The 11773-nt window shown below is 65.4% G+C and carries 10 protein-coding genes and 1 riboswitch; of the genes, 6 read left to right on the forward strand and 4 right to left on the reverse strand.

Annotation, left to right across the window (positions count from 1 at the left end; translation table 11 throughout):
* Nucleotides 1-150: 150 nt before the first annotated feature.
* Genes frdA through IIB36_11320 form a run of 4 tightly spaced genes read left to right on the forward strand, consistent with a single transcriptional unit; the run spans nucleotide 151 to nucleotide 3405 of the window.
* Nucleotides 151-1908, forward strand: a complete 1758-nt coding sequence (gene frdA, locus IIB36_11305) for a fumarate reductase (quinol) flavoprotein subunit (GenBank protein MCH7532327.1) — start codon at nucleotides 151-153, stop codon at nucleotides 1906-1908.
* A complete protein-coding gene (locus IIB36_11310) occupies nucleotides 1901-2644 on the forward strand; it encodes a succinate dehydrogenase/fumarate reductase iron-sulfur subunit (GenBank protein MCH7532328.1) in 744 nt (247 codons plus the stop codon). Before frdA ends, IIB36_11310 begins: the two co-directional genes overlap by 8 nt.
* Nucleotides 2641-3051 (forward strand): fumarate reductase subunit C, encoded by a 411-nt coding sequence (locus tag IIB36_11315; protein MCH7532329.1) that lies wholly within the window; start codon nucleotides 2641-2643, stop codon nucleotides 3049-3051. Before IIB36_11310 ends, IIB36_11315 begins: the two co-directional genes overlap by 4 nt.
* A 3-nt stretch (nucleotides 3052-3054) precedes the next feature.
* Nucleotides 3055-3405 carry a fumarate reductase subunit D gene (locus IIB36_11320; protein MCH7532330.1) on the forward strand — a complete coding sequence of 117 codons (351 nt, stop codon included), beginning with the start codon at nucleotides 3055-3057 and terminating at the stop codon, nucleotides 3403-3405.
* Nucleotides 3406-3424: 19 nt separating this feature from the next.
* Here IIB36_11320 and IIB36_11325 read toward each other — a convergent pair whose 3' ends face one another.
* Nucleotides 3425-5863, reverse strand: coding sequence for a protein kinase (locus tag IIB36_11325; GenBank protein MCH7532331.1), 2439 nt, complete (start codon nucleotides 5861-5863; stop codon nucleotides 3425-3427).
* 193 nt (nucleotides 5864-6056) lie between these two features.
* On the opposite strand from IIB36_11325, the gene IIB36_11330 reads away from it, so the two are divergent.
* Both IIB36_11330 and thiC read left to right on the forward strand, forming a co-directional pair.
* Nucleotides 6057-7367 carry a hypothetical protein gene (locus IIB36_11330; GenBank protein MCH7532332.1) on the forward strand — a complete coding sequence of 437 codons (1311 nt, stop codon included), beginning with the start codon at nucleotides 6057-6059 and terminating at the stop codon, nucleotides 7365-7367.
* A gap of 12 nt (nucleotides 7368-7379) precedes the next feature.
* A riboswitch (TPP riboswitch) is annotated at nucleotides 7380-7480 on the forward strand.
* Between the two features lie 48 nt (nucleotides 7481-7528).
* Nucleotides 7529-9241, forward strand: coding sequence for a phosphomethylpyrimidine synthase ThiC (gene thiC / locus IIB36_11335; GenBank protein ID MCH7532333.1), 1713 nt, complete (start codon nucleotides 7529-7531; stop codon nucleotides 9239-9241).
* A gap of 24 nt (nucleotides 9242-9265) precedes the next feature.
* Here the strand turns inward: thiC and IIB36_11340 are convergent, their stop codons facing one another.
* Genes IIB36_11340 through IIB36_11350 form a run of 3 tightly spaced genes read right to left on the reverse strand, consistent with a single transcriptional unit; the run spans nucleotide 9266 to nucleotide 11743 of the window.
* On the reverse strand, nucleotides 9266-9943 hold the full coding sequence (locus tag IIB36_11340; GenBank protein MCH7532334.1) for a hypothetical protein: 678 nt from the start codon (nucleotides 9941-9943) through the stop codon (nucleotides 9266-9268).
* Entirely contained in the window at nucleotides 9940-11106 is a 1167-nt protein-coding gene (locus IIB36_11345; GenBank protein MCH7532335.1) for a glycogen-binding domain-containing protein, read from the reverse strand. The genes IIB36_11340 and IIB36_11345 overlap by 4 nt, the downstream gene beginning before the upstream one ends.
* Before the next feature lies 1 nt (nucleotide 11107).
* Nucleotides 11108-11743, reverse strand: coding sequence for an isoamylase early set domain-containing protein (locus IIB36_11350; GenBank protein MCH7532336.1), 636 nt, complete (start codon nucleotides 11741-11743; stop codon nucleotides 11108-11110).
* Nucleotides 11744-11773: the final 30 nt, after the last annotated feature.

The following is an 11773-nucleotide window of genomic DNA, read 5'->3' on the forward strand; positions in this document are numbered from 1 at the left end:
CAGTAGCGATTCCGGAAGCCGCGTTGAACTTTCCGACCACAGGTGATAGGCTGCGTGGTCAATCTTTTCAGACCAAGCCTCGGCGCCGGCCGGATCCCGCACTTTAGTGACGGTCCGGCTCCCTCTCCGTCGCGGCGATCCAGGAGGCGCGTGGACAGCGTAACCCATGATGTTTTGTTGGTCGGAGGTGGAGGAGCCGGCCTGCGCGCGGCGATCGCGGTGGCTGAGACGAACCCCGGACTCAGCGTGGCGGTCGTCTCGAAGGTCTATCCCATGCGCAGCCATACCGTCTCGGCCGAAGGTGGCGCTGCCGGAGTAGTCCGTCCCGAGGACAGCCTCGACGCGCACGCCTACGACACCATAAGCGGTGGGGACTGGCTTTGCGATCAGGACGCCGTCGAAGTGTTCGTCCAGGAAGCTCCCACGGAGCTGGTCCAGCTCGAGCACTGGGGTTGCCCTTGGAGCCGCCAGCCCGACGGCCACATCGCTACTCGGGCCTTCGGCGGGATGAAGATCGAGCGCACGTGGTATGCGGCGGACAAGACCGGCTTTCACATGCTACACGCCCTCTTCCAGACTACGCTCCGCTACCCGCCGATCATCCGCTACGACGAGTTTTTCGTCACGCGCTTACTGGTCGACGACGGTCGCTGTCAGGGAGTGGTGGCGATCGAGCTGGCTACCGGGGAAGTCCGGACGCTGCTGGCCAAGGCCGTCATCATCTGCAGCGGTGGAGGCGGAAAGATTTTCCCGTTCACCACGAACGCCAACATCAAGACCGGTGACGGCATGGCGCTCGCGTATCGCGCGGGCGTTCCGCTCAAGGATATGGAGTTCGTCCAGTATCATCCGACGGGGCTGCCGTTCACGGGCATTCTCATCACGGAGGCTGCCCGTGCCGAAGGCGGTTGGCTGCTCAACAAGGACGGATACCGCTACCTGCAGGACTACGATCTGGGCACGCCCGAGCCCAAGCCTGTGAAGCTCACCATGGAGCTCGGACCACGCGATCGGCTCTCTCAAGCCTTCATGAAGGAGAGCCAGGCCGGGAGGGCCGTCTCGGGTCCCTACGGAGACGTGGTCCATCTCGATATCCGGCACCTGGGCGAGGCGGAAATCGACAAGAAGATCCCGTTCGTCCGCGAGCTCTGTATGAAGTACCAGAAGGTCGACCCGGTGAGCGAGATGATCCCGGTTCGGCCCGTCGTTCACTACATGATGGGCGGGATCGACACGGACATCCTCGGCGCCACGTCTCTCGACGGTCTGTACGCGGCAGGCGAGGTGGCCTGCGTGAACATCAACGGGGCGAATCGTCTCGGGTCCAACTCTCTCACGGAGCTCCTCGTCTTCGGGGCCAGGGCTGGACGGGCCGCTGCCCAATTCGCAGGTGGTCAGCCCGCGCCCGGCTCGGCGCTCATGGCCCAGGCGCGCGATGAGGAGCGCCGGCTGCGAAGGGACTTCCTAGACACTTCGGAGGGCACGGAGCGCGTGGCGCCGTTGAGAAAGGAAATGCAGGACGCGATGGAGGCGGGCGCCGGAATCTACCGGAACGAGAACGGGCTCACTGAATCTGTAGCGAAGGTGAAGAGTGTCGAGGAGAGGTTCCAGCGTATCGGCCTAGACGACCGCAGTCTTACCTTCAACACGGAGCTGGTCTCAGCGCTCGAGCTCTCCAATCTGTTGGATGTCGCGGGCGTTGTCCTGGAGTCGGCTCGGGCCCGCACGGAGTCCCGAGGAGCACACCAACGGACCGACTACCCCGAGCGCGACGACGACGAGTTTCTCGCTCACTCCGTGGCCTACCGGTCGGAGGACGGCACGCCAAGAATCGAGTACAAACCGGTGACCGTCACAAAGTGGCCACCGGGCGAACGAGTTTACGGGAGGCAGGCGTCCGATGCCTGAGACCGTCACTCTAGAAGTGTTCCGTTACCGGCCCGAAGACGAAACGGAGCCCACGTTCGAGAGCTTCGAGGTCCCGTTCCACCCGGAGTGGATGATCCTCGACGCGCTCAACTACATCAAGGACGATCTCGACGGGACTCTGTCCTACCGATGGGCGTGCCGAATGGGTGTGTGCGGGAGCTGCGGCATGATGGCCAACGGGAGTCCCGTGCTGACGTGCGCCACGTACCTGGAGAGCCTGCTCCCCGGTCCCATCCGAATCGAGCCGCTCACGGGCTTTCCCGTGATCCGCGATCTGGTGGGAGACATCACGGACTTCATGGGCAAGCTCAGTGACGTCAAGGCTTGGATCATTCGTGACGAAGAGAAGCCCCTCGAGGAGGGGGAATACCTACAGACGCCGGCGGAGCTCGCCGAGTACGAGCAGTATTCGATGTGCATCAACTGCATGCTGTGCTATGCCGCCTGCCCCGTCTACCGCATCGAGCCCGACTTCATCGGTCCGGCGGCCATCGCGATCGCTCAGCGCTACAACATGGACTCTCGTGATGAGGGGGCTCAGGAGAGGATGGACGTGCTCTCTCAGCACGACGGGATCTGGGCGTGTACGTTGGTCGGCGAGTGCTCGGAGGTCTGCCCCAAGGACGTGGATCCGGCCGGAGCCATCCAGCGCTACAAGGTTTCCGCCACCATGGACTTCTTCAAGTCTCTGCTCATGCCGGTGGGGTCAGGGTGAACCCCGAGTACCGGCCGTACCATCCCAAGTGGTACCGGAGCAAGGTTCCGATCTTCTGGTGGCTACACAAGCGATCGTATACGGCGTTCATCGGCCGCGAGCTGACGAGCGTATTCGTCGCCTACTCGGCCGTCCTGCTAGTGGTGCTCGTGCTCGCGTTGGATCGAGGAGAAGGCGCATATTTGGAAGTCATGGACTGGCTTTCGCGCCCCGCCGTCCTCGCGGCTCATGTGCTCGTGCTCTTCGTTGTGCTCTTCCACACGATTACCTGGCTCAACCTGGCCCCCATGGCGATCGTCGCGAAGATCGGAGGTCGGAGAGTGCCTGCCTCGGCTGTGCTGCTCGGCCATTACGCGGCGTGGGTCGTGTGCACTGGTTTCGTGGCCTGGGTCCTGATCTGGAGGTAGTGAATGCGGCGGTCCAGGGAGCCCATCATCTGGGCACTGTTCGGTGGTGGGGGGATGGCCTCGGCGCTCTTTCTTCCGGCGCTGATTCTGGTGCTGTTCATTGCCTTGCCCCTCGGGTGGGTAGAGGGAGCCGCCTTTGGGGATCTTCAAGCGCTGGTGAGACACCCGCTGACGCGGCTGGGCCTGTTGGTTTTTGTCTCGCTGTGCTGGTTCCACTGGGCGCACCGGTTCCGGTACACGCTCTACGACGGTCTTCAGCTCGGCCATCTCAACCAGCTCATCGCGGTGCTGACCTACGGGATCGCGACGGTGGGGACAGTCGTCGGCGCGTACCTGCTTTGGGGGGTTGGTTAGCAGCCGACGGGCTGCTAGGTCAGTTGGCGCCAGCGGCGCTCAGTCGCTCGCGTTCGGCCTCGATCCTGACGAGTGCCGCCCGACGGACCTCGTCGACCGCCGAGGCGAATTCCGGGTCGCCACGAACCGGGTCGAAAAGCTCCGAATCGAGGATTTTCGACTCAATACCTGTCGGTGAGAGTTCGAACGCCTCCCGGAGCCAGCGAGTCGCGTTCGGCGCGTCTCCAGCGAGGCCGTAGTAGCTGGCCAGGTCCTGCATGGCCACGTCGTCCAAGTGGTCGGGGTCACCCATGCCGCTCGACGTGAGCGCCGACTCGGCGGCCTGCACCAACTCGGCGGCTTCTGTCTCCCGCCCCGAAGTGAATAGGCAGAGCGCGTGAACGAGGTCGTACACACCGAGCTCGAGCTGCAAACACGCGCTGCCTTCGTGCGTGAGCGCGAGAGCCCTCGCTTCGAAGGAGGTGGCGAGTGCCAATTCAGGCTGGAGTCGGATCGCCTCGCGCGATTCTTCGATGACGACCTCGTAGTCGCCGAGCTGGAACGCGAGCGACGCGAGCGCTATGCGGCGGCCCGCCTGGACGGGGTCGAGGTCGCGGGCGCGACGCGCCTCCGCGTACGCCTCATCGGTGAGGCCACGCTGGGCCAGGACGCGGGAGGACCAGCTCGGGGCGTTGGGGTTGTTGGGTGCCAGCTCACTCGCTCGGTCGAAGTCGGCCTGAGCGGCATCGACGTCGGCTTCCACGAGGCCGGTGATGTATCCACGCGACGAATAGCCGTTGGCGAGTTCAGGATCGAGATCGATCGCCCGATCCGCTGAGACGAAGGCCATTGCGGCGAGGTCGTAGGGGGAGAACCCAATGTCGTATTTGTAGTACAGCGCCAAGGCGTACGTGGAGGAGAGCGCGGCGTGTGCGGGCGCGTACGTCTCTTCCAAGCGGATAGCTTCGTTAAACTGCGTAGCAGCACGACGCATTGCGGTGGGCGTTCGTCGGCCCAGCCACGAGTTCCCCTGGATGTATGCGGCCCGTCCTGGCCCATAGGCAACGTCCGCCGCTTCCAGACTCGAAGGCAGGCCGATACGAGCCAGAAATTGCTCCGATACGTCGTGCGCGATCGCCAGCTGCGCCGAGTCCAACTTCGCGGGGTCGACCCGATAGGCCGTGATGTCGTGAACGAAGCCGGCCGAGTCGAACTCCTGTACCGTCACCACCAGCTCGCCACCGCGCATCTCGTAGTAGCCGTCGATGAGGTGGCCGACGTTGAGCGTGTCCATGAGACGCGTCAGCCCGAGCTGCTCGTCCCAGAGCGAGACGACCGAGTAGCTGCCGATTACCTTGACCTCGGGGACCCTCGCGAGGTGCTTGATCACCTCGTCGGCTAGCGACTGGCCGAGACCGGCCAGCGCCGGATCGCCGGTGCGGTCGTCGAGCGGCATGACTGCGATCGAGTCGACGTACCTTGATGCGGCCGCCGCGGGAACCGGGTCCCTCGAGGACCACGCCGACCAAGCCAGCCCCATCGCGGCAACGACGAGTAGCATACCAGCTATACGCAGCGAGAGGCGGAAGCCGTCCCATCGACCGGGCGGTCGCGTGGTCGCCATCGGCGCGGCGAAGCCGCCGCTCTCGACTGTTTGCAGCTCGTTGGCAAACTCCATCGTGGTCGCGTGGCGATCCGCTGGTGTCTTGGAGAGAGCCTTTCGGATCGTGTCCTCGATCTCGCTCGGTACGGAGGCCCGAAGCGAGCGCAGCGACGGCATCGAATCCGTGAGCTGTCGTGCCAGCGTCGCCTGCGGGGACCGGCTGAGGAATGGAGGTTGGCCGCCGAGCATCTCGTAGAGAACACACGCGAGCGCATAAGTGTCCGTCCGACCGTCGATCTGTCCTTCACCACTGGCCTGCTCGGGGCTCATGTAGTCCGGGGTGCCCACGGACAGCCCTGCAATGGTGAACTCTCCGGTGTCGGCAGCCCGCAAGGCACGCGCGATCCCGAAGTCCGCGACCACCGCGTGCCCACTCTGGAAGAGGATATTCGCTGGCTTGATGTCCCGGTGGATGACGTCTTGGTCGTGAGCGTGCTGCAGAGCGTCGGCTACCTGGTGCGTGATTCGGATCGCGTCCTCGATGGGCAGGCGCCCCTCTCGATCGAGTCGGTCACGCAGGCTCTCACCGCCGATGAAGGGCATGACGTAGTAGAGCGTGCCGTCTGCCTCACCAGCGGCGTGGAGCGGGACGATGTGCGGGTGGCTGAGCTTGGACGTGACTTCGACTTCGCGCACGAACCGTTCACGTCCCAGGCGCGCCGAGAGCTGCTCGTCGAAGACCTTGATCGCGACGTCACGGTCCGGCAGCGCCTCGCGGGCCATGTACACGCGGGACATCCCTCCGCGATCGAGCTCTCGGAGCAACGTGTACCGCTTCGGCAACGCGGCTTGGAGCCGCTCGAACTCAGATGGCAAGGGCGCGTCTCGAGGGAGTGGAAGGGAACAGACTCGCCTTTAGACGCCTAACGTGCGGTGTCGCATCGAGCTTCGCCAGGGAAAACAGGGCGTCCCGCTGCGAGGACGCTCTCAGCGGATTTGCCTAACGAATCGAGCCCACGCTACATCTCCAAAGCACGATGCGCGATTCGGTTTGACCTAGGAGTCTGGTATGACACGCCTGGAAAGATGTTCGGTTCTGGCGCTCCTGTGCGCTGCCGGGGCGTGCGACAGCCCCGCGGCGCCGCTCGCAGAGAGCGAGTTGCCGGACGTCGCGGAGCGGCTTGCTGACCCGACGCTGGGCCATCAGGCGTTCGTCGCGGAGTGCGCCGGCTGTCACGCCTCACGTGACGGCTTCGACCTCGCGTTCTTCTCGTTCCCGGACTCCACGATCGTCCGCCGCGCGCTCGGGCACGTCGACACCACCACGGCGTTCGACATCGCGGCGTACATCAACACACTACCCGTCGTGCCTGTAGGTCGGTTCGACCAGAGCTTCCAACCCGGCGGCGTCGAGCTCACCGGCGACGTAGAATTCGCTACGACGCTGTTCGGCTCCGACAGCTGGCCGAGCGCACTCACGACCGCGGAACTGCTGGCCATCGATCCGACCCAGGTCCCGATCGCACTCACCTTCCCTCGCTGGTCGTTCGAGGAGAGCAACCTGGATTGGATGCCTGACGACCCGTTCCCGGAGGGCCTACTGCGCCACTCGCAAAACCGGGCTGGGGACGCACTGCGAAGGTATCAGGCCTCGGGCACCGACGATGCCCTCTACGATGCCGCGATCGCTCTTCGCATCGCCGAGCGAGACCCGAAGAGCACTATGGCGCCCTGTCAGTTGGAGGAGCCGGTCCGGTTCGAAGCCGACGACTGCTTCCAGGCTCGTCGCTGGACCGCGAGCCTGGTCGCGCAGCATATGCTCCGGTCGGGCAGCAGCGAACCGATGCACTTCTCTCTGCATGACGCATGGTGGGACGTTGGGAATGTGGCTCGGAAATCCCTTCAGCACGGCGTGCCGATCGACAATGCCGAAGAGAACTGGGCGGTCTGGATGTATTTGGGTTGGGCATTCGCGCCCCAGCGTCATGCCAGCACGTACCTTGCCACGGCGTTGGCTCGCAAAGATCTGCCGCGCCATGCGACCTTCCATACCTTGCGCACGCAGGTCGCCCGGGTCGAGGCCACCGGCGACCCATATCAGGACTTGAATACGGCTATTCGAGTGGCCCCCAGAGGTTGGGTGGCTGATGTTGCGATCTTCTCTTTCCGCAACCTCATCGAGCGACTGGAGGCGGGGGACGTGCCCAGCGACAGGCCGTTCCGGAACGTCAAGGAGGGGATGCCGGAGAGTCAGCTCGACAAGGCATGGACCGGCCTCCAGCGCGCCAGGATTCGGCTGTTGCGGAGCCTCCCAAGCGAGGAACTGGAGTCTGTGACCCCTCTGTATGAGCGGGTCTTGGAGTTGCTCCCCCCTCTGTAGCCCGTACCTTCCATCAGCCGCCAGGGGCATCCGGTCGAGAAGACGGGATTGAGAGAGACCCTTGGAACCTGATCCGGTTCAAACCGGCGGAGGAAGTGCGGCAGAAGACGAGGCCCGTTGGCTCTGCGTCTCGCGCTCCTCCGCCACAGAGTGGAGCACGAATGAGCAAGAGAAACGGTAGCGAGGCCGTCGGGACCGACTATCCAGATGCGTTCCCGAACTCCAAGAAGGTCTACGTCGAGGGCACCCGGGGGGTCGCCGTACCGATGCGGGAGATCCACCTGTCGGGCGGAGAGCCGCCGCTACGCGTGTACGACACGAGTGGTCCTCAAGACCTCGATGTGCGTCAGGGGCTGCCTCCGCTTCGCGAGGAGTGGATCCGCGCGCGCGGCGCGTACGAGACCGGGCGCACGCGTGAGCTCGCGGCCGATGTCGAAATGCCGGAAGCCCTGAAGCCTCGTACGGTCCGCGGCTCCGGCTCCGTCACGCAGATGACGTATGCCAGGAACGGCGAGATCACGCCCGAGATGGAGTTCGTCGCGATCCGCGAGGGCGTCGAGCCCGTGTTCGTGCGCGACGAAGTCGCGCGAGGTCGCGCGATCATCCCAGCGAACGTCAACCACCCGGAGATCGAGCCGATGGCCATCGGCCGCAAGTTCAAGGTGAAGATCAACGCCAACATCGGGAACTCGGCGGTGAGCTCCTCGATCGAAGAAGAGGTCGCGAAGCTCCGTTGGGCGACGCTCTGGGGCGCCGATACGGTCATGGATCTGTCGACCGGCAAGAACATCCACGAGACGCGGGAGTGGATCCTCCGCAACTCGCCCGTCCCGATCGGGACGGTGCCGATCTATCAGGCGCTCGAGAAGGTCGACGGCGTGCCAGAGGAGCTCACCTGGGAGATCTACCGCGACACGATCATCGAGCAATGTGAGCAGGGCGTAGACTATTTCACGGTGCACGCCGGCGTTCTGCTGCGCTTCATCCCGATGACGGCGAACCGCATGACGGGCATCGTGTCGCGGGGTGGCTCGATTCTCGCCAAATGGTGCCTGACTCACCACAAGGAAAACTTCACCTACACGCACTTCCCCGAGTTGTGCGAGATCATGGCCGAGTACGACGTCTCGTTCTCGCTGGGCGACGGTCTCCGACCAGGCTCGATCGCGGACGCGAACGACGAGGCGCAGTTCGCCGAGTTGAAGGTGCAGGGGGAATTGACCCGCATCGCGTGGCAGCACGGCGTTCAGGTGATGAACGAAGGGCCGGGACACGTCCCCATGCATCTCATCAAGGAGAACATGGAGAAGCAGCTCGAGTGGTGTGAGGAGGCGCCGTTCTACACGCTCGGGCCGCTGACGACGGACATCGCGCCCGCCTACGACCACATCACGAGCGCGATCGGCGCCGCGCAGATCGGCTGGTACGGCACGGCGATGCTCTGCTACGTCACTCCGAAGGAGCACCTCGGTCTCCCCAACCGCGACGACGTGAAGCGCGGCGTGATCACCTACAGGATCGCGGCGCACGCGGCGGACCTGGCGAAGGGCCACGCGGGTGCCCAGGAGTGGGACGACGCGATCTCGAAGGCGCGCTTCGAGTTTCGGTGGCGTGACCAGTTCAACCTGGCGCTGGACCCGATCACGGCGGAGGAGTATCACGACGAGACGCTTCCGGCAGAGGGCGCCAAAGTCGCTCACTTCTGCTCGATGTGCGGGCCGAAGTTCTGCTCGATGAGGATCACCGAAGACATCCGGCAGTTCGCGAAAGAGCAGGGTCTGGAGACCGTCGAAGCCATCGAGGCGGGCATGGAGCAAAAGGCGGCGGAGTTCCGCGAGAAGGGCGGCGAGATCTACGTGGAGGTGGGTGACTGACCATGCGCCGACCTAAGCGCTGGCTCAGCCTCCGCGGGTTCGCGTGCGGCTGGCCCGGTCCGTGGTGGGCTCGGATCCGGGAGGCACCGGGGGGCCGACGTCGCCGTTGCCCCGCCCTCTCTGAAGCCCGCGACGCACTTGGTCGGCGGCGTCAGAGGGTGGGCGACCCTCGCGGATGAGCCGCCGCACGTCGGCCGGGATGTCGAGCATCCGGTCCTCTCGAATCCGGCGCGCGATCGCGTCACGAAGTACCGCCAGCGCCCGGTCCGTGGGGACGCCGGCTTCGTGGAGCTCGGTCAAGACCAGCACCGCCATCGGCGAGCGAGCCGCCTCGGAGTCGAGTGACCGGAGCGCATCCGCAGGGACGCCCCGAAGAAGCGCGTCGGCTCCGGCGACAAGCGACGGTACCGCTGCAGTGGGTCCAAAAGCGTTCCGCGCCTCCCCGAGCCGCCCGGCGAGCGCCTCGATGGCCGGCATGAGCCGATCCATGGACACGCGCTTGGCCACGCCCTCGAGGGCTTTGCTGAAGAGCGGCTCGTCGGGGATCCCGGACGAGCTCCCATCGGCGGCCAGCGCAGACACGTTCTCGAAGACGGCAGCCGGGAGCGTGCGCTGGGCTCTCTCCCGCGCAGTCTCCTGTGCCTGCGCGGCAGGCGTCACGAGTACGGCGAGCGTGAGCAGTGTCAGTGGTGTGCGTGTCATGATCCGACTCCTTCGATTACCAGGGTCGCGTTCCGGCGGCCCCACTCGTCCGGAACGACATCGCTTGCGTCGTCCGGTACAAACCATTCACCGTCGACCAAGAACCCGAAGTGATAGGTTCCGTTGCCGATCTCGAGCACCACGGTCCATCGGTCTCCGTCGCGCAGCATCGGCACGGCGTCCCACAGGCTGAAGTCGCCCATGACTTCGACGCGGGTGGCCGTCGCCGGAGCCACGACGCTGATCCTGACGCGAGCGCCGGTGTCGGTGCTGCCAACGATCTGGTAGAGAGACGCGCGGCGTGTGGTGGTGCCGCCGCGGTACACGGTGCGCCCCAGCAGCAGGCCCCCGCTCCCGCTCCCTGGCTCGGCGAGCGTCATCGGATCCGGCTCGCTCCTGCCAAGGAAGCCGCGCAAGGTCCACCTGCCGCTCACCGGAATGACGATGGCGAGGCCGCCGGTCGTCTCGGTGCCACCGGGCGTGTCCCACACGTCTACCCGCAGCTCTGCCGCGGCCTGCGTCCCGCCCAGGATCAACCTCAGTCCGCCCGCCGTGTACGTGCCTCCGCTCGTGTGATGCGCGCCGCCCTCGAGACCGAACCACGTGTTGCCGGACCCGACCAGGAGCTCGGTGGTCCCACCCACGCGCCAGAGGTCGTGGTCGATCGTGCGCACCACCGGTGTATCGGGGCGCCTGCGGAGCTGGAGGCGGGACGTTCCGATACCTGCCAGGCCGTTGACCTTCACCGAAACTTGCCCCGATCTGTACCGCAATGTCGGACCTCCCTCGGCGGCGAGCGCCCGATAGGGGAACGGCGCACGCACCTCGAATCCGAGGGCTCGCACGTCGAAGCCGCCGGTCCAGCCGCGGCCCCAGTCCTGCCGCAGCGTTCCACCCAATGTGCCGGAGAGGAAGTCTCCCCCGCTCGTTGCGCCGAACGAGCGGCCGGCCAGAACCGAAGCAAACAGTCCCGATCCATTGCTCGAGTATGTTGAAGCCCGGACACCTCCGACCGCGAAACGCGCGGTCGCGGCGTCGACGCCTGACGGTGGTCCTACCTGCGAGGCTCCCAGCTCGATGGTGACCTCGCTCTGGGAGAGCGCCGGCGCTGGCCCCGCGAGTGCGAGGATGACGACGACAAGGGAGGCGGGCGCGCTTCTCATCCTACTCGCTCGCGGCAACGGCGAGCACCGCGTTGCGGTTGCCGAAGCCGTCGTCTTGGTAGCGGTCGGCCCAGGGATCGGTTTGCCATTCAGTTCCGTCGATCAGGAACATGTACCCGTATACGCCGGGGCGTATGGCGACACGCGCAGTCCAGAGGCCGTCCTCGTTTTGATCGGTAAGCGTGACCGACGCCTCCCAATCTGAGAAGTCACCGGCGAGGGACACCGACGTGGCCCCAGGAGCCTCCAGCACGAACTGGACGTATACGACCGGTTCGGCGCCGCCGGCAGCCGTCGCGACGCCTGGCGTTTGGCGAGCGACCTCCGGTGCGGCCTGGGGCAGGAGAAGCACGACGGCAAACGCCGCGACCACCAGCGCCGTCGCTAGCGGCGACACGCGCACGGGCGTCGGGTTCATGAGCCACTGCAACGCTCTTGCCAACGCCCCTGGGCGAGGCAGCGCTTCGATGTCGCCCATGACCTTTTGCTCGAGCCAGGCCGGCGCCAGCGCACGTGGTGCGGTAGTGCGGAAGGACTCGACCATTCGGTTCCACGCCTCGGCATCGGCGCGAGTCGTGGCATCGAGCGCGTTAGCTCCGACGTCACCGTCGAGGTAGCGATCCAGGTCGTCGGTCATGCGTACTCCTCCAAGAGGCCGCGCAGCGCC

It is taken from the genome of Gemmatimonadota bacterium, assembly GCA_022560615.1.
Taxonomy (GTDB): domain Bacteria; phylum Gemmatimonadota; class Gemmatimonadetes; order Longimicrobiales; family Gaopeijiaceae; genus UBA1138.

Coding starts and splice junctions, on each gene's coding strand:
- IIB36_11320 (MCH7532330.1), top strand. CDS start 3,055: ATGCGGCGGTCCAGGGAGCCCATCATCTGGGCACTGTTCGGTGGTGGG.
- IIB36_11310 (MCH7532328.1), top strand. CDS start 1,901: ATGCCTGAGACCGTCACTCTAGAAGTGTTCCGTTACCGGCCCGAAGAC.
- IIB36_11345 (MCH7532335.1), bottom strand. CDS start 11,106: ATGAGAAGCGCGCCCGCCTCCCTTGTCGTCGTCATCCTCGCACTCGCG.
- IIB36_11350 (MCH7532336.1), bottom strand. CDS start 11,743: ATGACCGACGACCTGGATCGCTACCTCGACGGTGACGTCGGAGCTAAC.
- IIB36_11340 (MCH7532334.1), bottom strand. CDS start 9,943: ATGACACGCACACCACTGACACTGCTCACGCTCGCCGTACTCGTGACG.
- thiC (MCH7532333.1), top strand. CDS start 7,529: ATGAGCAAGAGAAACGGTAGCGAGGCCGTCGGGACCGACTATCCAGAT.
- IIB36_11330 (MCH7532332.1), top strand. CDS start 6,057: ATGACACGCCTGGAAAGATGTTCGGTTCTGGCGCTCCTGTGCGCTGCC.